This window comes from Microbulbifer maximicatervae (SeqCode), from assembly GCF_052467815.1.
In genome coordinates, this window is sequence record NZ_CP174326.1 from 4,287,605 (window position 1) to 4,313,625 (window position 26,021).

A 26,021-nucleotide genomic window follows, 5' to 3' on the forward strand; every position below is an offset into this window, starting at 1 on the left:
TTTATTGACTTATAGTATTGAGCCGATCTTTCACCGCCGCAGAATCTACTGCAGTGTAACTCGAAATCAGCTTTTGTCGTTCACAGTCTTTACCAAGCATAATTCCTACACCTATCATTATCCCAGCCGGAACCGTAAAAACCGACACCCAGATCTCACCCAGCCCAAAAAATCTGACAGCAACCGCCGAGACTACACAAAGAAAAAGTGCAGTAACTTTAAGAAGAACCTCACCTGACTTATAGATTTTCAGTCGCCCCTCAAGATCCTCTTCCCTTTTCAAAAGCTCCTGCAAGACCCCTATCTCATATTCTTTTTTCATCTTTGAATCCAACACTTGTTTAAATGATATACACCAATACAAAAATAAAAACGATACCCCGCCAATAGTTAGTCACTGCTTTTCCCTATAGCAATGAAGTGCCCCTCACTGACAAAATCGACAACCTCAAGTGAACTAAATTGCTTCGATAAGTTTTCACCTTCCAGGTTCCACTTCCAGCCTTCTTTCTGCCAATCATAAAGATCTTCATCTTCACAAGAAATCACTTGATCTTTGATCTGAAGCTTTTGGCAATAACCGGAAGCACTCCATAAGTGATGTTTTGACGGCATCAGATAACTATTTTCTCGTGTAAGTAAGAGAAACACTCTTACCTCACCCCTATCTTTTAAAATCAAATACGAGTGCCCCCAATAGCCATCAAAGCCACTATCTATAATTACAAAGCGCTTTTCTTTCAGCTCGCCCATGTCGAACCTTATCAAATGCTCACCAGCATTGGCAGGCATACTCCACGATTCTATTAGTGGCTTAAAACTGAAACCAATACCACCCAGAAGCAGAGATATCACTAAAGCAACTAACACCCTCTTTCTATACATGGAAGCTCCCTCTCCTAAGAACCAACGACACTACTTACAAAAGGCACGGCGATCATTCGAAGCTTCCCGACCAACTAACCCAGCCTTGTTAAGCAATTAGCAGAACCTGTGCTAGACCTCCCTGGCACGATCCACCCTATCGATTAAATCTTCAACAACAGGGCTTTTAGAGAAAAAATTAAGTCTCATAGGGGGGATAAAAGCCAACTCCTTTCCAATATCCCCCTCCGTGCGCACTTGCAAAACAATTCTCTCCGGCGCGTTCATTTGGGCATAGTTGATATTAATAACATCTTTAAGTTGAACTCTTTGCCGCTTCCTCCCTTTTTGAAAGAGCAATGATTCCCCCTCATCGTATACTTCATCAGCCAAACTCCACAGCAGCTTCTTAAAAAAGACAAAGCCAAATACAGCCATGAAAATCGGCATAACTAAAAGCATAAACGAATCTTTAACCGCGCCTCCAGATATGGAGGAAGCCATAAAAAACACCAAAAAACCAAACCACGCACCTGGAAAAATTCTCTTAAAATAGAATGTAGATCCTGATATCTTCTTCATATTTGCATACAACTCTACGCGTATTTAACCCTAAACATTGCCTTTCAGTGCGGATTGCGCCACCGCTCAACGAACGGTGGCGCCCCACTTAACCACAGAAAACTCCCATTCAATAATGCCTGCCCGATATAGTTGATTTATCCACTCTCATACCTATGCAGTTATTGGCTATCTGGTGCCTGCGCATGCTCACTTAAACCACGTCGCACCTGCCATATCTATTTATAATTGTCACTTCAGTGACGATATCGATTAGGATCTTTTCAGGTCAAAATAACACCCACCAAAGTTAACCCTAAAATGATAAGCCTTGAATTTTTCACCACTTGGTTTTAACTCGATATGAGCCTCCAAAGGCACCTGAAAAATATTATCGGCTCCCTCAGGACCTATCCATGCTGAGCCGCTGAAACGACAAGACTGGTCGCAAAGCACCAATCATCAAGTGATCTTTCCTTAACCAGCAGAAAACTAAGTCTTCTCACTGCCAGCCACTCCATTCGCAGCACTCGTCGCTTAATTCTCAGCTTGCTGGAATAAATATACTTCCAGTACCGATCCTCTCTCGATCCAACTTCTTCCGTCATAAGTCAGGCTTCTATTCGAAGCTAGCTGAAGGGGTAATGGTTAGGCAGGTAGCTAGCTCGACAAAAACAATACTATAAGTCGATACTTATAACATTCTAAAGGTGAGGAGGCGAGGGAGACGTGATATGAAGGGGGCTGGAGGAAGGCTGGCGATACGATACTCTTCAATCAGCAGGCAGCCCCCTACCCGCTGATCCAAAAAGCCACCCCCAAGCAGGAAATGACTCAGTTCTAAAAAGAACGCCCCAAAATACGCTTGGCAGCATCCATCGCAAAATCCTTATAATCCGCCTCTACTTGCGCCATCTCCAACTCATATTTGAACTGTTCTTTACGCGGCAGTTCTTTCCAGTCTTTGAGAATTGGGATATGACTGGTTTTCTCTGCGATGGTGTAAAAGGCCACAAACTCTTCACGCACTTTATCTTCCACCTGAAGTGCATCCAAAAGAACGCGAATACGAATCGAAGCTTCGGTAAGCCCTACACCATCATCCAACAGGGTGCGGGCAATAATCTGGATGCTGTCGTTTACTCTTTCGCGCTGATCTTCAGCAGCTTGCTCTAACTCCGCCAGTTGTTCGGCCTGTTTCTTTTGTGCTACTGATAGTTTGCGCAGATAGTAGCCAGCCACAATAGCGAGAGCAAAAATGATTACTGCTGCAAGAATAAGCAACCAGGTTGGGAAAACGGTCATTAAAAGTACACCTTTAGCAATGCCAGCCCGATACTGGCAGTAACAACAGAAAGCAATGTGCTGAGCCCCACAATATTCGCCGTAAGCTGGCTGTTCCCGCCCATCGCATGGGCCATTACAAAGGCCGAGATCGCACAGGGAGCACCCGTCATCAGGATCAAATATCCCAAGTACTCAGGGCTCATGCCCAATGCCAAACCAATCAACAGGCAGACAATCGGGGCAACAACCAGTTTAAGTAATGAGGCCGCCAGCGCTGTAGGGGAACTGCGCATCAGTGTTCGCATTTTCATGCTGGCACCAATACAAATAAGCCCCAATGGCAAGCCCACAGATGCAAGATACTGAATGGTATCGTGCAGCACCTCCGGCAACCTTACAGCCAACAAACGGCACACAATGGCTGCGATTACACCGAGGATAAGAGGATTCTTGACCAGCTCCCACAGCATCACCCGCCAGCCAAATTTTCTGTCCTTATTGTAAAGCACGAAAAGAGCGACGGCGATAACATTAAACTGAATCGTAAGTGCCGCTACCAACCCTGCGGAATTGGAAACACCCTCACTTCCGTAGGCTTTTTCGATCCAGGCAAGGCCGACAATCGCCACATTTCCACGAAAGGCTCCCTGGATAAATGCACTGCGATCCATTGGCGCTACCGGCCGTGCCAGCAACCATGCCAACGGGAGCATTACAAAAGTGCCGAGAACCCCTGCTACCAGTAGGTCTATTTCTTGCGCGGGGCTGGTATCCGAGGAATAGATATTAATAAAAAGCAGTGCCGGCAAAGCTACGTGGAAAACAAGCCTTGAAGCATCATCAATAAAGCTGTCCCGAACTATCCCTTTATACTTGAGCAGGTATCCGCCAATAATCACCAGGAAAATCGGCCCTGTGACTGATAGCGCGAATACAAGATTTTCCATAAAAAGTTATTCTTCCGCAGTAGTTTCCTCAGCCTGTGGCAATCCCTTTACCTCAGGCTGATCCGCTCGCTCCCTTAAGTCCGCAGAAATCTGTTTACGGGTTTTAGCACCAAGCTTACGCAGACTATCAATACGCTTCACCGCGTTACCACGGCCTGTCGCCAATCGCTTGTAAGTCTGCTGGTAAGCGTCATCAGCCTGGCGCAGACGGTCACCAAGAATGTCCAGTGACTCCAGCACCATAGCAAACTGATCGTGCAACTTGCCGGCCTCGTCGGCGATTTTTTCCGCATTCTTATTTTGTTTTTCGTAGCGCCAGATATTCTCGACGGTGCGTAGTGTCGCCATCAGGCTGGTTGGGCTAACCAACACAATTTGCTTCTCATACGCGAAACGGAACAGGTCCGGGTCCGCTTGCATAGCCAACATATACGCAGCTTCAATGGGCACGAAAATAAAGACGAAATCCAGGGTGCGCACACCCTCCAGCTGCTCGTAGGCTTTCTTGTTAAGGCCGGTGATATGGGCGCGCAGGGAATTCACATGCTGTTTCAGGGCTTGGGTGCGCTCCTCATCGGTTTCCGCCGAGCTGTAACGTTCGTAATCAACCAGGGAGACCTTAGAATCGATAATCAGGTCTTTGTTTTCCGGCAGGCGCACAATCACATCCGGCTGGCGCCTGCGGCCATCGCTCGTCAGGGTTACTTGTGTTTCGTACTCGCGACCCTTCTGCAAGCCGGACTCTTCCAGCAAACGCTCAAGCACCACTTCACCCCAGTTACCCTGGATCTTGCGATCTCCCTTCAGGGCCGAAGTCAGGTTCAGGGCCTCATCGCTGATGCGCTGGGTTTGCTCGCGCAACGCTTTGATCTGCCCGAGCAGGCTATTGCGCTCGGCATTTTCACGATCATAGACATGCTCCACCCGCTTGCGGAAATCCCCCAGCTGGCGCTCCAGCGGATCGAGACTTTTGCGCAGGCTGTCTTCACTGCGGCGCACGAAGCTCTGCTGCTTCTCTTCAAAAATCCGGTTGGCCAGATTCTCGAACTGTTCACCCATGGCAATACGCATTTGCTCCATCAGCTTGCGCTGCTCCGCCAGGGCCACCTCCCCTTTTTCTACCAGCACCTGGCTTCTCGTGAGCTGTTGCAGCTTGTCCGCCAGCTCGGTACGCAGGGATTCCACCTCAACCCCAAGTTGGGATTCCCGCTCGCGGCTGCTATCGATACGCGCCTGAGCCACCTGCAAAGCGGCTTCGCTTTGCAATAAAGCGCGGCGGCTACTGGCTCGCGCCAACCAAAACACCAAGCCCAACAGAAACAAGATGGCAACTGCCGCCATCACCGCATGATCGGCATTCAATTGCAGCGGAAACGCTGGCATAGAGTGGTACTCCCAGACCTGGAAAGAGATGGATAAATCAGGATTTTGCCAGGGGCCTCGCCCGCTGGCCTGCCCGGGAAATAGCCCAAGCGAAGGCGCCATTCTACCAGCTTGCCCCTGGAAAGTACCCCGCGCCAGCCCGGCCGATAACCTCAGTAACAAGGGATAGGTTTGCGCCCGAGAAGACCCAGCGGGAATTTTTACGGGGTTTTAGGTATTCTTGGAGGATTGGTTTCGATGTTGGTACTCCAGAACGCATGCACAAACACAGCGCCCACCCAGATAGCCCAGCTCCCAGCGCCCTGATCTTTGATTCCGGCGTGGGCGCCATCAGCATTGCGCGGGAGATCCGCCGCCTGGTGCCGGGCCTGACCTTGCACCTGGGTGTGGACAACGGCTTTTACCCCTACGGCAATAAAAGCGAAGAGGAGCTGCGCCCCCGCATCGTCCAGCAGTCCCAGGCCATGATGGAACACTGCGGGGCCGATATTTTAGTGGTGGGCTGTAATACTGCCAGCACCCTGGCCTTGCCCCAACTGCGCGAATCCCTACAGAAACCCGTAGTGGGCGTTGTGCCCGCTGTGAAACCCGCCGCTGCCGCCAGCCGCTCGCGCACTATTGCCCTGATTGCCACTGAAGGCACCGTCAACCGCCGCTACACCCGAGAGCTGATTGAGCAATTTGCCAACGGCAACCGGGTAATTAATGTGCCCGCACCGGAGTTGGTGCATCTGGCGGAAAGCAAACTGCGCGGCGAAGCTATCACCGCAGAGGATTTGGAGCCGGTCTTGCACCGCGTATTCCACACCGCCGGCGGTGACCAAGTGGATATCGCCGTATTGGCCTGCACCCACTTTCCCCTGCTGCGGGAAGAACTGGACCAGTTCGCCCCTCGCTCAATCCAATGGCTGGATTCCGGCGAAGCCATCGCCCGGCGAGTGCGCTGGTGGCTGGAAGAACTCGAGCTGATGCTGCCGGATACCCCAAACACTGGCCGCCTGATCACCAGCACGGTTGACCTAACCGGCAATATAGAACGGGCCTTCAGCGAGTTCGCCCCAGTTGCTGAACCCCTCGAACCCAACACCTAAGATCGCCAAAATGATGAGAACTGCGCACTTGGGTTGACAGCTCCGTCACAAACCGCGACCGTTCCCCGAATAACAAGCCCTAACCGGTACCCGAATTCATGCTGAAGCCGGCATTTCCCGCTCTCGAAATATTTGCGCAGCTGCCTCCCGGAGGACTGCTGCTCACCCCCAACAACCGTTTGCGCAACCGCTGCCAACAGGTGTTTGCCGCGCAGCAGTCGCCCGGTGCCTGCTGGATGCCGCCGCCGGTGGAATCCTTGCGCAGCTGGCTGGACAAGCTCTGGTTCCAACTGCAACAGCGCAACTGGCAGCCCGCCTTGCAACAGGTATTGAATCGCGAGCAACGGCAATTACTCTGGCAGCGCGCCCTGGATGAATCCCTGGACCGGCAACTGCTCAACAGCCAGCAGTTGTGCCGGGATACCGATAACGCCCTGGCGCAGCTACTCCAATGGCAACTGATCTCCGACCTCTCGCAAATAGATGAAGCGCTAACTCCCCTGCTGGAACAGTTCGCACTCTCTATGCGTAGCGATGAACTGCCGCTGTGCGCCATGATCAAGGCCTTTGCCACTGAACTTCAGGCCCACAGCGCCATCACGCCAGACCAGCGCGATCAATTGATCCTGCGCGCATTCCAAGAAGGCATTCTGGAACCCGTCGCGCAAATTGATACCGCCGGCTTTGCCCAGATTTCGCCCCTCGCCAATGCCCTGATTCACGCAGGTGCAACAGCTGTTAATGAAAGGCCAGGACTTACCCAGCAGAGCGAACTATCCGTAGCCGCCTGCGCCGATTTGGATGAAGAACTCTACCAGGCAGCCCTTTGGGCCGGGCAGAAATTGGCCGAAAACCCCGGCCACAGCGTCGGTATAGTGGTGAATAATTTGGGCCAATGCCGCGTCCAGGTGGAAGCGGTATTTTCCCGCGTGCTCGAGCCCCAATACCTGGACCCGCAGCAACCGCGCTACACACTGCCGTTTAACTTCTCTGCCGGTACGCCCCTGGCACAGACACCGGTCGGCAGCGCCGCTTTACAATTGCTATCGCTACTGCAAGACGAATGGGATTACCCCCAGTTGCAAAACATCCTGTTCAGCCCCTTCTGGGGTGACGACAGTGAAACCTGGCTGCGCAGCGCCCTGTTCCGTCGTTTACAAAAACTGGAACTTCGCCGCATCGACGGCGCAACCCTGCGCTACTGGGCCGAGCGCACCGCAGAAGTCCTCCACTTGGAATCACCGCAACTGCCCCGCCAGCTGGAGCAAATGGCCGAACGCGCCCGGCGCTGGCAGCGAGCCCCCGCAGAAATTTGGGCCGCGCGCTTTTCCGAAACCCTCAGCGCACTAAACTGGCCCGGCAGCCGCAACCCGGATAGCCAGGAGTACCAACAGCTGATGCAGTGGGAGTCGACCCTGGAAGAGTTCGCCGCAATCAGTGCCTGCGGCGGCAACCTGCCCCTCACCCAGGCCCTGCAATTGCTGCGACAGATTGCCAGCCGCACCCCCTTCCAGGCGGAAACCCGCGATGGCCCCCTGCAAATTCTCGGCGTACTGGAAGCCGGCGGCCTCGCCTTCGATCACCTGCGCCTGGTCGGTTTCGGCCAACAGCAGTGGCCGCCGGCACCGGCGCCCAACCCGCTGCTGCCAATTCAATGGCAAAAACACTGGAAGATGCCCCGTGCCAGCGCCGAGCGGGAACTGGAACTGGCCCGCGAACTCACCGCCGACCTGCTCAATGCCAGTGGCGATATCGTCGTGAGTTACACCTGCGAAGAAGATGGTGTGCAGCAAGGCCTGAGCAGCTTGTTTGAAAGCCCACAACAAGCCCAACACTTTGCCGAAGGCGCCCTGCACCATCACTACAGCCAACTGGCGCAAGCCTGCCAGCTAGAAAAAATCGAAGACAAAAAGCTACCGCCACTCACACCCGCCGAATGCGAACGGGTGCGCGGAGGAGCTTCGGTACTCAAGGCCCAGGCCCTGTCCCCGTTAAATGCGCAGTTGCGCTTCCGCCTCGGCGCCAGCAATTTTACCCAACCGGATATCGGCCTCGGCCCCGCCGAGCGTGGCAATGTGGTGCACCAGGTGCTGGCGGAATTCTGGCAACAGTGCGGCACCCTCGCACAACTGCAAGCTATGGACGACGAGCAACGTCAAGCGCAAATCGAACGCGCGGTGGAGCGCTCCCTCGGCAGTGTGCGCAAAAAATACAATCACCTGCCTATTGGATTTTGGGCCATGGAAAAGCAGCGCCTGGAGCGCCTGCTGCAACAATGGCTGTCCGTGGAACTGGACAGGCCCAATTTCTCCGTAGAAAAAGTCGAATGGGAACAAGCCGTGGAAATCGGCGGGCTGCACTTTAACCTGCGCCTGGACCGACTGGACCAACTCGCCAGCGGCGAACAACTGGTAATCGATTACAAAACCGGTATCCCCAGTATTCGCGACTGGCTTACCCAGCGCATCCGCGAACCCCAGCTGCCGCTCTACGCCCTCTTCCAACCGGACGCCCACGCCATCGCCTTCGGCCAGGTGCGCAACGGCGACTGCAAATGGAATGGCTGCGGAGATTTGGAGCACCCCATTACCGGCATAAAAGCCGTGGGCGATACCGAAAAGGAATCCCCCTACGGCACCTGGAGCAATCTGGTGGAGCACTGGCGCTACAGCCTGGAATCCCTCGCCACCGAATATCGCAGTGGTGTAGCCACCCTCGCCTTTGATCGCCCCACCGATAACAACAGTGAACTCCGGCCCCTAAACCGCTGGCCGGAAAGGGAGCAAATAACCGAATGAACGAAGTCGTGACCACTCCCGCCCTGCGCCGCCCCATCGATGCCGACGCCCGCAGCCAAGCCCTGGATATCAGCCGCAGCTTTGCCGTGTCTGCCCCGGCGGGCTCCGGTAAAACCGGCCTGCTCACCCAGCGCGTATTAAAGTTGCTCGCCGCCTGCCAGCAACCGGAAGAAGTGCTGGCCATTACCTTCACCCGCAAAGCCGCCGGTGAAATGCGCGAGCGCCTCATCGACGCCCTGCACAGCGCCCGCGACCAAGCCCGGCCAGATAATCCCCACGATGCCATCACCTGGGATTTAGCCCGCGCCCTACTGGAGCGGGATCGCGAACTGGAATGGGAACTACTGCAAACACCCCAGCGCCTGCGTATTCAAACCATCGACGGCCTCTGCCGCAGCCTCGCCAGCCAACTGCCGATCGAAAGTGGCCTGGGCGCACCGGGTGAACCCCTGGAGCGTACCCAAATCGCCTTCGAACTGGCCGTGGTGAACCTGCTCAAACACCTCGATGGCGAAACCCCAGACGCAGACCTACAGCAATTACTGCTCCACCTGGACAACGACCTGGGCCAGCTCAATAAATTGCTGCGTATTTTGCTGGATAAGCGCGAGCAATGGCTCGGCCCACTTTTAAGCGTTAACTTCGACGGCGCTCAGGACTATTTCCATTTTGTTATCGACGAACTGGTAGCAGAAAAGCTGCAAGACCTCACCACAGCCCTCGGCAGTTATGCCGGGGAACTGCTGGAGCTGGCCAGTTATGCAGGCAGCAATCTACAAAAGGAAAACCCCAGCCATGGCCTGTGCCTCTTCGCCGAACTGGACGATTTCCCCAGCACAGGCAGCAGCGGCCTGCCCGCCTGGCTCGCCCTCGGCAGCCTGCTCCTCACCAACACCGGTGATCTGCGCAAAGGCGGCGGTATCAATAAAAAACTCGGTTTTGGCCTGCCGGATAAAAAAGATCCCGAGCGCCCCATCGCCGAAGAATACAAACAGCGCATGAAAGACCTGCTGGCGGAACTGGCCGGCAACGAACCGCTGTTATCCGCACTGCGGGAAGTGGGCAAACTCCCCAGCGGACTGCAACAGAGCCAGTGGCAACTGCTGCAAGGGCTCGCCCAGGTACTGCCCAAGTTGGTCGCAGAATTAAAACTGGTCTTCCAACAGCTGGGCGCCACCGACTATACCGAAGTGGCCCAGGCCGCACTGATCGCCCTGGGCGATAGCGATAACCCCACAGACCTGGCCCTAAAACTGGACCTGCAAACCCAGCATATTCTGGTGGACGAGTTCCAGGACACCTCCCACACCCAGCTACAACTGCTGGAAAAACTCACTGCCGGCTGGCAGCAGGGAGACGGCCGCACCCTATTTATTGTCGGCGACGGCATGCAGTCCTGTTACGGCTTCCGCAATGCCAACGTGGGTATTTTCCTAGATGCGCGCAAACGCGGTATCGGTGAAGTCCCCCTGGAAGCCCTCGATCTCCAGGTAAATTTCCGCTCCGAAAGTGCAGTGGTGAACTGGGTCAACGAGACTTTCCAGAGGGCCTTCCCGCAAGCAGACAATATCGGTCGCGGCGCCGTGCGCTATCTGCAATCCGAAGCTTTTAAAGGCAGCAAATGGGCCGAGCCATCGGTAAATTTTTACGGCTGCATCGATGATGAAGACCGCAACCGCGAAGCCACTCAAGCGGTTGAACTGGTGCAGCAATTACAAGCGCAAGATCCGGAGAGCCGCATCGCTATTCTGGTGCGCAAGAAAAAACACCTGCAAAAAATTCTGCCGGCCCTAAGCGCCGCCAATATCGCCTTCCAGGCCCCAGAGCTGGCGCCGCTCGCCAGTAAAATGGTGGTGTTGGATTTACTCAGCCTCACCCGCGCCCTGCTCGACCCCAGCGACCGCATCAGCTGGCTGGCCGTACTCCGCGCCCCCTGGTGCGGACTTCAGCTACCAGATCTCTATACCCTGGCCAACTGGGGCAATGGAGATATCACCGTAACCGATACCAGCGCGCGCCCACTATTAATGGCCTTGCAGGAAGTAGACGATATCGCCCTGCTCAGCGATGAAGGGCGCACACGCCTGGCCCAAGTGGCTCCCAAACTGCTGCACGCCTGGCAACAGCGCGGCCGCAAACCCCTGCGCACCTGGATTGAAGGCCTCTGGCTGGAACTGGGCGGCCCCGCCACCGTTGCACAAAAATCTGACCTGAATAATGTGCAGGATTTTCTGCAATTATTAGAAGCCTTCGATATCGGCGGAGCCATTACCGACTGGCAACAGTTCACCCTGGCCCTGGAACAGCTCTACGCCCGCCCCGCCCAGGATGCCAAAGTGCAGGTGATGACCATTCACAAATCCAAAGGGCTGGAATTCGAACACGTACTGATCCCAGGCCTGGATCAGGGCGGCAAACCCGGCAGCGATCAACTGCTGCGCTGGAGCGAATGGCTCAACCGCGAAGGCGAAAGCCGCTTCCTGCTCGCTCCTAAAAATGCGCGCGGCGGCCGCGACCCGGTTTTTGAATACCTGAAGCACGACAACAGCGAACGCGAACGCCTGGAAGGCACGCGCCTGTTGTATGTAGGCTGCACCCGCGCCATCCGCTCGCTGCATCTTTTAGCCTGCATCAACCGGGATGAAAAAAAGGGCCACCTAAAAGCCCCCGGCAGCGCCGCCCTACTCGCCGGTATCTGGCCCAGTGTTTTGCACCACCAGGAAAGCGACTGGTGCCACTGGCTGGAAGCGGAAGAAGCCTTGCTAAACCAGGACGAAGCCAGCAGAGATCACGACTACCTGTTACGCCTGCCCAACCAATGGCAACCCCCGGCCATGCCCCGACAGGAATGGCTGGCCCAATACCGCATGCCAGACTACCAACCCAAAACTGAGGAAGAAGACAATATTCCCGAGCTGGGCCAGGTAGCCCTGCGCTGGCTCAAACACGCCGGCACCGTAGCCCATGAAACCCTCGCCACCATTGCCGAGACCAATATCAACGACTGGACACCCAGCAAACTGGAAGCCCAGCGCCCCCTATGGCAACTGCGCCTGAAACAGTTGGGGCTATCTGCCACCAGCCTGGACCGCGCTGCTGAGAAAGTGGAGATCGCCGTACGCAACAGCCTCAACTGCCCCACCGGTCGCTGGTTATTGGATGGATCATTAAGAGAATCCGCCTGCGAACTGGAACTCCACAGCGGTGGCCGACAATTAAGACGTTCTATTGTCGACCGCACTTTTATCGATAACGAAGGCACTCGTTGGATTGTCGACTACAAAACCGCAGAGCCCAGTGGTGAAGAAAGCCAGGAAGAGTTTATTGCGGCTCAGCTGGAGCAGTACCGGAATCAGTTGGAGAATTACCGCAAGCTCTTTTATGCGCGGGGAGAGCGGAATATTCGGTGTGCGCTGTATTTTCCGTTGATGCAGAGGTTGGTGGAGTTGGGTTAGGGTGGATATAGATAGCATAGTGACAGGCTCACTGTTGTAATTAGTTATAGGAATCGCAAGGAATATATCGTGATATATGAAACCCTAAAAGCTCGGACCAACCCTTTAAATCATCCTGAATTAAAGGGATTTTCAGCTACATCCTAAATCACTAGTGAGAAAAAAGAGAAACATTTAGAGGAAACTACAAAACTCCGTATATAAGGCTTCTATTAAATACACATTTAAAAACTTGCTTTTTTTGTGCATAAATTCTTAAACCAAAAAATTACTGTCCTGCATAATTTACTTTGCAGCTTTTGCACACAATTAAAAGTAAAATTTCCGTACTAGAAGCTCACAAAGTAAATTATCAAAAAATAAAATCTAGGCATTTTCTTCCGGAGGGGATCCACCTTTTTCATCGAGCAATAGCTCATTCTTTTCCGGGAGATTCATTAACTTGTGCAAAATATCGCCAACAACTGGGTCCTGAAGGACCTCCGAAAGCCCGTATTCCAATGCACCCTTGTCTTCACAGTAAATCTCATCTGAACCAAGAGTAATTTTACACGGATAGCCTGCCCGATCCATCTGCCACTTTGCTAGCTCTTTAGTCACTGAACTTTCTGCTTTTGGATTTTCTGCTGCAATTGCCAGATAGTATTTCTTAGGCTCGAACAGTGCCACTTTCAAAGGATGTGTAGGCTCATAGAATTTCTCTCTACTTATCCTGATTTTACCGTGCGAAACAGATTCCAGCTGCCTATTAAGTTCCTCAAAGACTGAGCCTATTTCCAACTTATTAGAATCAGCTATTTCAGCAGATTGGATTCCTTTATTAAATGATTTGGTAAAATCTATCATACTATGCTGCCTTTTCAATTACACCTAAAACAGGGAAATGATCAAAATGCTCTTTAGGGTTTATTACGAGATCCTTATAAAATGGGATATCCAATATTGTTGTTAACCTCTCATTAATATGCCAATCAGAGCGCCCCAAAAAGTTTGAAGAGAATATTATCTGATCAAAAGTTCTCCACCGAGAAATGGTTCCAGCTCTATGATAATAAGTACCACATTCATAATAGTGATCCTGATCAGAGTCAGATGTATATGGTTCGTAATGGCCAATTCGTCTCCAAAATGGATTATAAAGAAGGTGGCTCTTACTATTAACTAGCCCCCTATCTCGGGTGGCCATTAAATGCTCAGCAAGAGATTGATCAAAAGGTTCATCATTGTAATCACCTAAAAGGATAAACGTTGCATCATCTTTATAGGTTTCTATAAGCGAATCAATTGAATCTCTTAACTTCATCCCAAGCAATGCGCGCTCTGGATCATTGGGCTTCATATGTAGCCTGCTAGGCCAATGAGATATGAATATGTGTAATGGAACCTCGTGCTCACAAAACATCAAATCTAGTCTTTGAGCAATCTTGAATACTCTACCGCCTTTTGAGGCAGTTACACGCATAGAATCAATTAATTTGAACTTATCTCTTCTATAAAGTACACATGTATCGAAATAAGCTCGCCCAGCCTTTTCAAACCCTCTATAGACTTCATAGTCTTTTGTCTGACAGTTTTTAACTATCTCATTAATATCAAGATCAGAAACTTCACCAAGTGTAATGAAGTCTATATGCAACTCAGTAGTGAACATATTAATGATATTTCTAACATGCTTCTTATGCTCCAAGCTTGATCGATCCTTACCAGCAGGGGAAAGACTTGTATTCCACCACAAAAAAGATAAATTCATCTACCTCTTCATCCCAAACCTGTAGAATTCAGCTATTTTATAATCAAAAAAAACTGTAATATCATATGTCATATTATAACTATCTTAAAGCGCATGTTCGATCTTACCGATTAGATCATCGAATTCATTGTTGACGACATTTACATATTCCCTAATAGCAATAGTTTCGAAATATTCTTTACTTCCTTCAGCCTCTTTAGCTAATGCTGATGAAATATCATGATGATCTTCAATTTCATCTCTTTCAAGTAACCAAGGAATATCTAGATCATATTCATCTCTAAAAAAGTTTTGCACTTCATTATTAAGAAAAACTTCTTTCTCTGGCGGCATCTCACCAGGAAATTTATACAAGCCTTTTACAGGATCCTCCCCTACATCTGGGTCACGTATTGCTATAGCTTTCTTTCCTGTGGAAGTTAGTATATCTTTTGCCACTCTTACTGCATCCTTGTCACCAACACCATGCACCGCTATTGCCTTCAATAATTCCTTTCTTTTAGACCGGATTATCTCCTTAAGTAAAATCTTAGCAAATTCATCCTCAACACATATATCTAGCTCTCTGGCATGGCCACCCGACAAAATAGATCTTGCATGAGTTGTAGAAATCTTATTGCTTATCCTTACCCCATCTTCATTCCTTATTAGTAATTTTCTTGCATCAGATGGTAATGCATTAAGGATGGCACTCGAATGAGTGGAAAGTATTATTTGATGGTGCCGTCTATTACATACATCTATGAGGTACTTAGTAAACTCATACTGTGATCCTACCCATCAACAACGGACACACCACTAAGCGACTAGTTGTTCCTCAAACGCCTCAGGGCTGAGATAGCCATTGGCGCTGTGTAAGCGATTTCGATTGTAGTCTATCTCTATATACTCAAATACGGTCTCTCGCATGAGGCACCTTGTGGGAAAGCGGTTACCATGGATTGCTTCTACCTTAAGTGAGTGAAAGAATGTTTCTGCACAAGCGTTATCATAGCAATTACCTTTGGCGCTCATGCTGCACCGCAGACCATAAGCTGTAATCAAAGATTGATAATCTTTAGAGCAATACTGGCTTCCCCTGTCAGTATGCACGATAACATTCGTAGGTTTCTTACGTCGCCATAAAGCCATTTGAAGAGCGTCACAGACCAATGTAGCTGTCATCGTTTCTGACATCGCCCAACCAATAACTAGCCGACTATATAGGTCTATCACTACAGCCAGATATAACCAACCTTCTTCCGTTCTCAGGTAGGTTATATCCCCAGCCCATTTCTGATTCGGCCCTTCAGCATTGAAGTTCTGCTCGAGCAGATTTGGAGCTACTGGCAGGCCATGTTTTGAATAGGTTGTGGCTTTATATCTCTTGGCGGCTTTAGCCCGTAGGCCCTGTCGACGCATGCTGGCAGCAATTGTTTTTTGATTATATTTACTCCCCTCACTGGCCAACTCCTTCGTCAGGCGAGGAGAGCCACTACGTTCTTTACTGGCTATAAAGCGCTGCTGTACCAAGCTATCGAGCTGCATTCGGTACTGCTGGTACCTGGATTGGCCGGCCGATCTTGACACCCAGTCGTAAAACCCACTGCGAGATACGTTCAATACCTTGGCCATCGCTTTTATGCTGAATTCATGCCTGTGCATTTGCATGAAGGCGTACCTCATTTCAGGCTCTTTGCAAAGTACGCTGCGGCCTTTTTTAAGATCGCCAGCTCCTCTGCCTGCTCAGCCAGCTGCCGCTTAAGGCGAGCATTCTCTGTGGCCAGCTCTCTCTCGGCATCCCCTCGGCTCTGATGTAACTTAGCCTTGCTTCGCCATCCGTAAATCTGAGAAGGATGTAACCCAAGCTGTTTAGCGGCAACGCTTACCCCAACTTTGAGCGCAAGTGCTAGGGCATCCTTTCTATACTCCTCTGAGTACTGTTTACGAGTGGTTTTGGTTGGTTTATTTGATCTTGTCATAGAGCACCTCTGCTGCGTAGTTTATCGCTTAAGAGAGTGTCCGTCGTTGGTGGGTAGGATCACTGAGCACTTTCATGTAACGAGGTTTCCGGCTCTTCTAACACAAATAAACTATGTTCAGGGCTGTTCTCCAACTTATCAATAGTGTAAAGAACTCTTCCTTCTCCAAACCCCATGTGATTCTCTGAATAAGAGTAACCAAGCCTTGTTGCTATGCCAATTTCCGAAGCTTTCTTCTTATGTGATAGCCCTTGAAATACGATATCGTCATATCTATGTCCAAGCACTCTTGCAAGTTTTGAAACGACCTCTGAATCAATTTCTCTTTTCTCAGTCAACTCTAAGGTTTTAGCTCCATAAATACTCAAATCCCGCCTTTCAACCTTAGGGATATATACTGTAAAACCTATATAGTAACAATGTCTTTCAGGCTGTCGTTTATAACCAGACCACGCAGATTTAGCTCGAGCAACTGTTAGCATTTGAGGCGCTGTATAATCATCTGTTTCATAATGATATATTACCTTGGCATCGTCAGAGATCGGTGTAGGATCGGCTTTGGAAACCGGAAAGAAGTCTTTTATATACTGCCTTTTATAATCTCTTGCAGTGGTTGGCTGTTTGTACGCACATACTGCCAGCTGACCTAACGTACTCTTACCAGCTCCATTTAACCCAGAAACGGCTGTAATAGGCGAGTCAACCTCGAAGTCTAGGTTATTAATTTCTCTAAATCCGTGAATCTCGATCTTCCTTAAGCAAGCTCCAAAATTTTTGTATCTATTCTTAATACTATATTTTGCCTGAATCTTCTTTTTGGGGTCCGGCATTTATAATTTTCCTTTTTAAGACATCAAAGGTCAAGCACCCATCTAAAAATTTATAGATCGATTATAAAGCTTACATAGTATGTGCAAAAACCTGACTGAAGCCAAGACTGCAAGAGCAAAACATTCCTAAGCGCCTAGTAGCTTACTTATGATACAGCGCTCCATTTCTTTATAAACAAGCGTATCCTCATCCAATAAATCAGCCATTACATCCCGCATGAACATATCTGCATTGTTCCCACAGCGTGTTAGATTTAGCAACCTCTTTAAACCTAGATATATATCTCCACTAGCTGATTTTATATCATCAGGGGCTTTACCTCTCTCGATACTCTTTTGTATTGCATCACTCTTAACTTGTAGTGCTTGCTCCTTTAATATTCCAAGCTTGTCAGAGTCCATTGATTGGCATTCAGAGGTTTCCCTTCCAATTAACTCAGCCCTAAATATTTGCTCAACTAATTTTATGATCAACTCATCATCCAAAAGATACGACTCAAGATGTCTTCTAGAGGTTACATATATACCTCTAAGTTCAAGCTCTTCAACCTCTTGATCAGACTTGTCATCGCGATCAACCAAGCGTACCAGCCTGGAATTTGGAAGCACTTCCGACAAAAGTTTAAACCCTATATTTTCAGGATTTTCGATCTCGTTACAAGAACCACCCGATACGAACGCTAAGCCTGGATACTTACCCTTAAACAACTTTGTATATAAAAAAGAATCAAAACTCTTCCTGCGACGCCCATTAATATCTCCCTCACACATCACTAAATATTCCGGATTTAGAGTGGCAGAGAAATCCCCCAAAGCCACTGATAGAAATTTCTCCCACATTAACCCATCAATGGAAGCAGGTGTAATTTTGGCCTCACTATCAAAATCAACTTCACCAAAATCGATAAATACAACGCTTCCAGGATCCCTGGATGAAAGCTCTTTAGCCATTCTCATGACACCTAGAGAGTGCGTCGTCATCCACATTTGGGAATTATTGGGAATCACCCTAAACATCTCTTTAATTAACCTTCCCTGAAGAGATGTATGCATATGAGTTTCAGGTTCATCAATAAAAAATATAGTATTATCGTAGTGTTCAATCTTAACTAAAAGATCTAACAATAGATCAAAAGCTGCCTTCTCACCGCCAGAAAGATTCTTATAATGATAGGAGGCAACCTCCCCTTTTTTAAAATGAAAAGAACCATCACCAAGCGGATCACCTATATTATTGAGAACCAAATCGTCAAATACATTTAGCATTGACTGCCTAACCCTCCCTATCAACTCCTCCCTAAGCTCTTTAACACTCTTTTCATTATTAGTTTCAGAGTACACGCCAGAAATAGTATTGTGTACGAGTCGTTGATAGTTTTCAGAAACAGTTTGGTCATTGTCAATAAAACGACTTACTTTAAGATTTTCGTGTGGCGGACCCACTTTTGAAAAGCGTGAAATATTAAAGTCTGGATCATTTCGATAAGCTGTTCGAAAGTACATCGATTTTTTTTGCACAGCCACTCCATGAGGGTGGTCATGAAATACGACACGGACACTATCATTTCCACTAAAGGCTATACGAGTATCTTTGCGATAGTACTTTTCATCATTTGGCGCTCCAAAACCTGAATTCGATCGATACCATGAATTAAAAGCATCAAACAAAGAAGATTTCCCACTACCATTCGGCCCTGCGATTATTACTAACTTCGCATTCTCTGGAATATCCGAAATCCTTAAGCTTGTAAACCTTTTAAAATTATCAAGTGAAATGCTAGATATTTTCATATAATCCCCCACTTAACTCTATCATACAGCTGTGAACAAAATGATAATTATAAGAATACCAAATTTAGTATTCATCAGCGGCCTACCATGCAATAGTAGATAGTATAATTTTGTCTTGATTAATGATACACTCAGAACATTTTCATGTGCCACATTATCCCTGCCATCTGATCAAGAAGTAACGCTTTTCGACCAACTTTCGCATACGCAATTGATTTTGTTAAGTCTACATCTACAACATCCACTTTCTTTGGGATATTACCTCCATTGCGCTCAACAAAAGTATCAATTGAGTTCCCTTAACTGAAGCTCTTTAAATTCCGCTCTAGCACACTAGCAACAACAATCACCTGCAGATCTTTTGTGCTTTTTTAATAAAATAATCAACCTTTTCAAGTAAATTACCCAGATTTACCAGCCAAAATTAGGCCTCTTATAGAATTTAACCAAACCTATCTGCCTCTATTACGCTCTCTATGACCCTAAGAATTTCAATCTACATTGTTATAGTAGCCGCCATTGCATAGCCAAACTTCCCTGAAAGTCAACAAAGTAAAGAGATTAGCAAAAATTATCGACTTGAAAATTGCAGATGACCCTGCTTTTTAAAAAGCAAATCAACCCAGAACCTTCTTCGAGCACTTTTACGCTGAATCTCTTGTACTTAAGCCTCCAAGGCTATTGACTCATCAAGTCGCCGCAACGGTATTTCCGCACCTAAAATTTATCCCCGAGCTACTAAGGGCCGTTACCCTTTGCTTCTACACAATCAAGTCACCCAATAAAAACTTCCGCATATATTAACAGCCCAATAAAATCAAATTAGAAATGTAGGCACCTAAATTATCTTATTGGAATTTATTAAGCTTTCTTTAATGGAAAAGCCACGTAAAATTGCGAAGTATTTGTCAGCATTAAGGGCTTCAATAAGGAAAGATCTTCAAAGGTGGCATTTTAAGAGAGGCCAAAGAATTCCCTTAAAAACCAGGCCTTAATAGGGGAACGGTAGCGTGAAATAAGAATAGATAGAAGGCGCTGACCCAAGGTGCTGCAACACCAGGGGCCAGCTAACCAAATTGATAAACCGAGTATCAAGATGGCTGTATGCATACTACGCTAGAAACCCGCTCGTCTTCAATAAAGTGGAGCACTATCAGCAGCTTGGAGCGACCCCCCAAGCTCTGGGAGCCTAGCGCCCGCCTTTTCCTATTCTGCGCCCACCGCCCCCGCGCCCCACCCCACTCTTCCACCAAGTATCACTTACCAAGCTTCCCCACCAAGGAATGCCCACCCACAGCTTGAGTATCGGTAGGAAGAAAACATGTTGATCCTAAAGCGCCGAACAGGTGAAAACCTAAGAATTGGAACGAATGTCTCGATCACAGTGTTAGAAGTGAAGGGAAATCAAGTAAAGATAGGCATCCGCGCCCCCAAATCTCTTCCCGTACATCGAGAAGAGATCTATGTGCGTATTAAAGAAGAACACAAAGTAGGCAATTGAGGGTGTTGAGGACCGCTTCTCAAAGGAAGGATTCTATACTTAGCCACCACTGCAATAATTTAATTTTATTAAATAACAAGATGTTTCAGATTCCGATTATCACACTAGCGCCGCCTGCTAGTGTCAAAAATCAGACTATAGCGGCGGCGTTTTGGCCTCACTAGTTGCTTTACTAGAGCCTTTATTTCGATGAGGTATTGAACTCTATTCTCATTGGTAAATCAGTCATAGCGTAATGTATGAACTGTTGCCCTAACGCTGTAAGTTCATAGCCTTCGCTCTCATCAAATGCAGATACCGATGGCTTAGGGCCGCTACCTTTAGGGCGTCGTTGCGACGTTTTAGTTATAAAATTTCCCATGCGATCTCTTTCTTTATGCTGGCGAATAATACTACCGGTACTGAGGTCTCTGAAAAGAAGTTTATAGAGATCCGCATCTGCTGAATCTTCACGAACTTGCCCCTTACCTATTTTTCTCCAGATTTGGCCTCTAGTGATCCCACCATTATTGTAAATTGCACCAATTACCTGAAAATGCATTTCGGAATAGATGTTGATCCAGTCAATGAACATTCGGACCACATCATCACTAGAAACTTGACAACTAGCCGCATTTGCAAGAATGTTACGAACATATTCACGCTTCTCTTCACTTTCAGCACAGGACCACGCTCTAAAAGTTTTCTTCACTAGTGACTGGTAAGAACAGCTCTCAACTCGTTCTGAAATTGCTTGATCTTGTAGATCAAGCCTTCCCATGATTTCGATTATGGTCTCTTCTTTTTCTTTCAGCTCATCCTCAAGCATCCGAACCCAATGCTCGAAGAAACGATTTACCTTATCTTGTTCATGCTCAGACCAGGCGCCAGCGATTGCAGAGAAGACTCCACCAGCTATAGGTATCGCCCCACCAACAGCAGATAAAGTACCACGAGTTACTTTTGATACTTTTCTGCTTTCTGGACGTTTTCTTTCCGCAACACCTTCAATTTCATCGCTCATTATTATTTCCCTGTGATTGACCAACCGAGGACATGAAAAACCCATCCCACTCTCATTTTTAACTTCTACGATAAAAATAGTCTACTCGCATGAAAACTAAATCAGAGATCACGTAGAACCACAATTTTTTGCAATATTCAACTACACACAAAGGTGCATATATATTCTCAAATTTTTCTACAGTCTGAGTACCAAATTCAGCGGCACCTCAGACATCCATAGGGACTATCAATTAGTTCACTTGCTTGTGATTTTTAATTACTTAACCAATATAACCTTGCTCGTATCCATGAGCGAATTCCGTGTAAAACTCTTATCCTTGCTGATTCTTAGGACTCCCCTGTTAAAAGAGACATTACCTATATACCTATCGCCCAAAGATAATCTACCGATCAAGCGAACAACTGGTGTGCTTAATAGCTGCGGCGCCTCATCGTCATACTCGAGAAGATCAGCATCTTCAATCACTACGAGAATTAATGAATGAAATGTTCCTGATCCACTTGCATCATCATATGTATGAAGAGCGTGAACCCCAGATTCTGAAGTACCTAGATACTCGTACCCAAAAACACCCTGACCATCCTCGCCCTCAACTTCAACAAAAGTTCTATCTTCAAGTTCACGAACTCTTATATCACCATAATATCTATTGCTTCTATTTGATCCATCGATATCAACTGAAACAATTTGTCTTTTTGAGTCTGAAATCCATCCGATTAAATCCTTTATAATTAAGGGACTTATTAATTGATCATTTCGAAAAGAATAAGGGCATTTTCTCCAAGATCTGGCTGATACTGAGTCACTTGAAAATATCAATTCCGGCCTTTTATGAAACTTGAATAAATAAAGTAGAAACCCTGAAACAAGAATCAGAAAGAACCCTAAAAATAATGTAGTATTTTCTACAGATTCGATACTTTCATACCCGATTGTAAAATTGCTTGAACTGATAGAGATTCCATTAAGAATAAAAAGCAGTTTAGGCATCAAAATTAAACTAAACCCAGAGATGAGCGCCCCATAGATCACTCGATTCTCAATTTTCGGATTTATAAGTGAATCTATTCGCCTTAATATGATATCTGATATATTATCTTTCATGTAAACCTAAATATATTATGAGACTAACAATTAACTCAAAGCAGAGTCTATATATCACGCTTTCCTATAATTCCCAAATTCGTTAGAGAGACCGCCCTCGTAAATCCACCTACACCGCACCCAAAGATCCAAAGGCAGCCCTGCACACCAATCAAATAGAGTACTCATCCAACGAACGCCATTCACCAACTTTCAACATCGAGGAATACTTTGCTTACCCACGAGTTCTGTCTCAGCAGAAAACAAACACGTTGATAATAAACCGGCAAATGGGCGAAAACCTAGAAATCAGGACTAAAGTACCAACCAAAGAGCTTAAAGTTAAGAAGAGTCAGGTAATGCTAAACATCCACGTCCAAGCCTCACCCATCTAGCGAGAAGAGAACTAAGTGCGCATTAAAAGAGAACAAAAAGCAGGCAATGGGAGGTGCGAACAGCACAGTCTCCACGGAAGCAGGCTCAACCTCTATTATCAATCGATAATTCGCTTGAAAGAACCATTTACATGCCAGGCAATACTCCCACATACCCACTGCACAAATGAAAAAAAATAATTTTTCAAGCACTTCATAGGATAAAGCATGAGGAATGCTAAGCGATGAACTACTCCAATTTTCTATTGCCTCATACCTGTGAATAAGGAATAACACAAACCTTCGCCGTAATTAAACTGATCATCTGGTACATGAACTGTCGCGGAATAATTGCCACGGCCTCCGTAGCCAATGGGCGTAGCTCACCTTGCATGATTTCTTCTATCTCTGTTGGACGATATCTAGCAGAGTGCCCTAGATAAAACATAAATAAATATGAATTGCACAGATGGTGATAGGTACCTTCTTGAATAGAGCAATAGTATCTATAGCCATTTCTAGTCAATATAGACGCGAACCCTAATCTTGAATATTCTTTAAGAACATTTCGATACACCGTTGGCCAGTTGTTATTGTTAACCTTCTTCTTTCGCTTACTGCGATAAACAACATATCCATTAGATTCATACGGGGGGGAGAAATATTCTTTACGCTCACCCTTCAAAAATTTATCAGTATCCACCAGGCTTTCACTCCCCTTTGCATATGAAACCTCAGTTTGCAAGTATGCATTTGATTCATTTACGCAGAAACTTATATTCACTGGAAGATATTTTGGTTTTTGGAAAAAGCCTAGATTCTGGCTTATTCCATTTAATTCCGGTATATACCAAAAAACATGTCGTAGGTTTATTTCATGCTTACCCGAAACTGGAGTACCCATTATTTTTGAAAACTCAAGGAAAATATTTGTGCAATCTTTCATTTTCCCCGAGATAGTCAATGAATGTTTTTTGGCGTGTGTGTTTGTTATCCCATGATGCTCCACAATTTCTTCTAACTTAATCTTTTTTACAGAAAGAAGTGATTTAACTAGGTTCATCATTCCATAGTAATAAAGAGTGCCTTTCGTAGGCATATCTATTGACTCTGCTGACTTGTAAAAATCTTCAGCTAAGGAGGAATAATATCTAGCTCGATTTAGATATTTTTTATTATCTCCTACGGATTTCTCAATTTTCTTAAGTAAGCTTCCATGCAAGTACGACCATGGATCAGCTGTTAAGACAGCGGGCTCCGCCGGGTTGACCAAGATGTGTGAGTAACTGACCTTCTGATACTTAAATTTTGCTACTTTTAATTCCTTTAAAGCCATATCAAATACTCACTTTTAAAAAAATCATTACACAATGTGTCATAGTTGAATTTAATAATGCTATTTTAACACCCTATACAGTCTTAGTAACTCTGAATACCCACTAATTTTAGTGACGAGTAGGCAAGCCATTCTGGATACCAACCAAATAGAAAAGTAAACAAGACTTTGGTAACCAGGAAAGTAAGTTGACATTAATACTGCAAGAACGTAACAAATTCTATAGATTGTGAAGAGTACCAAGCCCTGAAAACATGCCGGTTTTTCCCTACCCTGTGCCTACGTCACCCACACATCGCCCTACTACTCTACGTTAAAGCATGACTCACTAACCCTCCTACCAAGGAAGACCTAACCACAACTTGGATATTATTAGGAAAAAACGGGTTGATCCTAAAATACCGAACCGGCGAAAACCCAAGAATTGGAACCAATATCTCAGTCACGGAACTGAAAGTGAAAAGTAAAGATAGGTACCCACGCCCGCAAACTCCATCTCGTCCGCTTTGAAGAGATTTATGTGCGTATTGAAGTAGGTAAATGATGACATTGCGGGCAGACTCTCAAAGAAAGAAGAGCGTATTGTAGCTACAAAACCTTCTTCCGGGGCAAGAGACGCTTGTTAGATTTCTTCGAACTCAATTGCAAATTCCCCCTGTTTACGTTTTGCAATGTAAAATTGTACTTTATTATCTCTAAATATATTTTTAACTGTTTTGACTGATTCCTCATTGGACCTTAGACCAAAATATATAGCGGTAATTGGTGCAGGCAGAGGCAGAATAACATTTCCTCTTTTTGCTACCAACCTCCATTCAGCTTCGTATTCCCATCCTTTGGCCTTTGTAAACAGGTTGACGTCTAACAGATCAATGATTCGGTTTAGGTTTGGATATTCGCTTGTATAGCTTACCTTTCTACACATAAAGTGGCTAAGAAAATTATTTTCTATATTTTTTCTCTCAAATTCAACACAAAATCCTGTGTGGTTATTTGCATAATGAGCCCACATAAGTATGTCATCATTCTTTTCACTTAAAGAGAATACTCCGGACTCTCTTGCCTCGTTCATATGCTTCTTAATAGACGTATCTTCAACTTCTTTCACGGGCTTTAGAGAATTTCTTTCTATAATTTCAGCGATTTGCTTTTCAGCTTCCGCTGAGTCATAAAGCTCCCTAATTAATTCACTTAGCTGATGAAGCTGATCATCAGTCGTTTTAATGCCTCCAGGCGTAAGCGAACAATCAAAAGGATCATTAAAATGTTCTGGTTTTGGCAACCACATTTCTTTATTTACAAGCATTTTCATCGAAAATTCGTTAAATGCTCGATACTTGTATAGCTTCGTAACTTCTGGGTATTCCATAAAATGTAATAGTCAATTCAAAATCAGTATCTATATATCATGCTTTTCCATAATTCGAAAGCTCATTAGCCCTGCGAAAGAAAAGGGACAATTCTGAATATCCTCAAAGTAGAGTCGCTAGCAGAGTAGCACTAACCAAATGAGGAAATTGCCATCGAAGATATAAAAACAGTTTAAATTCAACAAATTACAGTGATTCTCCAGCTCAGGAAGACTAGTACCCACAATTCTCTATTCTGCTTCACTATGGCCCTTCCCTTCACTCTAAGCACCACTTACAAAACTCCTCCACCAAGGGATACCCACCCACGACTTGAGAATCAGCACGAGGTGAGCATCTCGACCATAAAGCACTGAAACGGCGAAAGCCTAAGAATCGAGACGAATGTCTCAATCAAAGAGCTGAAAGTGGAAGGGAATCAAGTAAAGGCAGGCATCTCCCCCTCAATCCCTCCCTATCCACCGAGAAGAGATCTATATGTGAATGAAAAGAGAGTAAAAAGTAGATAGTGAAAGGACCTGAGGGCAGATTCACTAAGGAAGGAGGCCCGAACGCAAGCTTTCACTTCCATGAATCATGACTATGGGGGCTGGCATGGCAAGCCAACTTTGAAATAAGTATTATCGTGTCCCC

Annotated in this window: 21 protein-coding genes; 4 read left to right on the forward strand and 17 right to left on the reverse strand. The window is 46.8% G+C overall.

The genetic code is table 11. From position 1 onward, the window contains the following. Position 1: 1 nt before the first annotated feature. The 7 genes from ACJJIW_RS18545 to ACJJIW_RS18575 form a co-directional block, all read right to left on the reverse strand. Complete coding sequence (locus ACJJIW_RS18545; protein ID WP_444936019.1) at positions 2–322, reverse strand: hypothetical protein; 321 nt, start codon at positions 320–322, stop codon at positions 2–4. A gap of 68 nt (positions 323–390) precedes the next feature. Continuing rightward, the gene (locus ACJJIW_RS18550; protein WP_282932603.1) at positions 391–885 is read right to left on the reverse strand and encodes a hypothetical protein; all 495 of its coding nucleotides are present in this window, start codon (positions 883–885) and stop codon (positions 391–393) included. Between the two features lie 111 nt (positions 886–996). Further along, positions 997–1,446, reverse strand: coding sequence for a hypothetical protein (locus tag ACJJIW_RS18555; RefSeq protein ID WP_444936020.1), 450 nt, complete (start codon positions 1,444–1,446; stop codon positions 997–999). A 389-nt stretch (positions 1,447–1,835) separates the two neighbouring features. After that, complete coding sequence (locus ACJJIW_RS18560) at positions 1,836–2,033, reverse strand: hypothetical protein (RefSeq protein WP_444936021.1); 198 nt, start codon at positions 2,031–2,033, stop codon at positions 1,836–1,838. Positions 2,034–2,265: 232 nt separating this feature from the next. Then, positions 2,266–2,730, reverse strand: a complete 465-nt coding sequence (locus ACJJIW_RS18565) for a DUF2489 domain-containing protein (protein ID WP_282932600.1) — start codon at positions 2,728–2,730, stop codon at positions 2,266–2,268. Further along, positions 2,730–3,659, reverse strand: coding sequence for an AEC family transporter (locus ACJJIW_RS18570; protein WP_444936022.1), 930 nt, complete (start codon positions 3,657–3,659; stop codon positions 2,730–2,732). Before ACJJIW_RS18570 ends, ACJJIW_RS18565 begins: the two co-directional genes overlap by 1 nt. 6 nt (positions 3,660–3,665) lie before the next feature. Next, a complete protein-coding gene (locus tag ACJJIW_RS18575; protein ID WP_444936023.1) occupies positions 3,666–5,144 on the reverse strand; it encodes a DNA recombination protein RmuC in 1,479 nt (492 codons plus the stop codon). A gap of 155 nt (positions 5,145–5,299) precedes the next feature. Between ACJJIW_RS18575 and murI the strand changes: the two genes are divergently transcribed. The 3 genes from murI to ACJJIW_RS18590 all read left to right on the forward strand — a co-directional run bounded on the left by murI (position 5,300) and on the right by ACJJIW_RS18590 (position 12,386). Continuing rightward, entirely contained in the window at positions 5,300–6,133 is an 834-nt protein-coding gene (gene murI / locus ACJJIW_RS18580; RefSeq protein ID WP_444936024.1) for a glutamate racemase, read from the forward strand. Between the two features lie 98 nt (positions 6,134–6,231). After that, positions 6,232–8,931 (forward strand): PD-(D/E)XK nuclease family protein, encoded by a 2,700-nt coding sequence (locus ACJJIW_RS18585; RefSeq protein WP_444936025.1) that lies wholly within the window; start codon positions 6,232–6,234, stop codon positions 8,929–8,931. Further along, complete coding sequence (locus ACJJIW_RS18590; protein ID WP_444936026.1) at positions 8,928–12,386, forward strand: UvrD-helicase domain-containing protein; 3,459 nt, start codon at positions 8,928–8,930, stop codon at positions 12,384–12,386. Before ACJJIW_RS18585 ends, ACJJIW_RS18590 begins: the two co-directional genes overlap by 4 nt. A gap of 366 nt (positions 12,387–12,752) precedes the next feature. Here the strand turns inward: ACJJIW_RS18590 and ACJJIW_RS18595 are convergent, their stop codons facing one another. The 6 genes from ACJJIW_RS18595 to ACJJIW_RS18620 all read right to left on the reverse strand — a co-directional run bounded on the left by ACJJIW_RS18595 (position 12,753) and on the right by ACJJIW_RS18620 (position 18,718). After that, positions 12,753–13,232 carry a hypothetical protein gene (locus tag ACJJIW_RS18595; RefSeq protein WP_444936027.1) on the reverse strand — a complete coding sequence of 160 codons (480 nt, stop codon included), beginning with the start codon at positions 13,230–13,232 and terminating at the stop codon, positions 12,753–12,755. 1 nt (position 13,233) lies between these two features. Beyond that, complete coding sequence (locus ACJJIW_RS18600; RefSeq protein ID WP_444936028.1) at positions 13,234–14,136, reverse strand: endonuclease/exonuclease/phosphatase family protein; 903 nt, start codon at positions 14,134–14,136, stop codon at positions 13,234–13,236. Between the two features lie 84 nt (positions 14,137–14,220). Further along, positions 14,221–14,721, reverse strand: coding sequence for a hypothetical protein (locus tag ACJJIW_RS18605; RefSeq protein WP_444936029.1), 501 nt, complete (start codon positions 14,719–14,721; stop codon positions 14,221–14,223). 213 nt (positions 14,722–14,934) lie between these two features. Further along, a protein-coding gene (locus ACJJIW_RS18610) for an IS3 family transposase (protein WP_282932943.1) occupies positions 14,935–16,097 on the reverse strand; the annotation gives its coding sequence in 2 pieces (ribosomal slippage) (positions 14,935–15,839 and positions 15,839–16,097; 1,164 coding nt in all). Between the two features lie 59 nt (positions 16,098–16,156). Continuing rightward, complete coding sequence (locus ACJJIW_RS18615; RefSeq protein ID WP_444936030.1) at positions 16,157–16,927, reverse strand: AAA family ATPase; 771 nt, start codon at positions 16,925–16,927, stop codon at positions 16,157–16,159. Positions 16,928–17,053: 126 nt separating this feature from the next. Then, positions 17,054–18,718: an AAA family ATPase gene (locus tag ACJJIW_RS18620; RefSeq protein WP_444936031.1), complete on the reverse strand. Its 1,665-nt coding sequence runs from the start codon at positions 18,716–18,718 to the stop codon at positions 17,054–17,056. Positions 18,719–20,039: 1,321 nt separating this feature from the next. Here ACJJIW_RS18620 and csrA point away from each other — a divergent pair. Next, entirely contained in the window at positions 20,040–20,219 is a 180-nt protein-coding gene (csrA, locus tag ACJJIW_RS18625) for a carbon storage regulator CsrA (RefSeq protein ID WP_444893715.1), read from the forward strand. Between the two features lie 181 nt (positions 20,220–20,400). On the opposite strand, the gene ACJJIW_RS18630 is transcribed toward csrA, so the two are convergent. The 4 genes from ACJJIW_RS18630 to ACJJIW_RS18645 form a co-directional block, all read right to left on the reverse strand. Next, on the reverse strand, positions 20,401–21,222 hold the full coding sequence (locus tag ACJJIW_RS18630) for a hypothetical protein (protein ID WP_444936032.1): 822 nt from the start codon (positions 21,220–21,222) through the stop codon (positions 20,401–20,403). A gap of 258 nt (positions 21,223–21,480) precedes the next feature. Continuing rightward, complete coding sequence (locus ACJJIW_RS18635; protein ID WP_444936033.1) at positions 21,481–22,329, reverse strand: hypothetical protein; 849 nt, start codon at positions 22,327–22,329, stop codon at positions 21,481–21,483. A 624-nt stretch (positions 22,330–22,953) separates the two neighbouring features. Beyond that, a complete protein-coding gene (locus tag ACJJIW_RS18640; RefSeq protein WP_444936034.1) occupies positions 22,954–24,018 on the reverse strand; it encodes a YaaC family protein in 1,065 nt (354 codons plus the stop codon). Between the two features lie 622 nt (positions 24,019–24,640). After that, positions 24,641–25,330 (reverse strand): DUF2971 domain-containing protein, encoded by a 690-nt coding sequence (locus ACJJIW_RS18645; RefSeq protein ID WP_444936035.1) that lies wholly within the window; start codon positions 25,328–25,330, stop codon positions 24,641–24,643. Between the last annotated feature and the right edge of the window lie 691 nt (positions 25,331–26,021).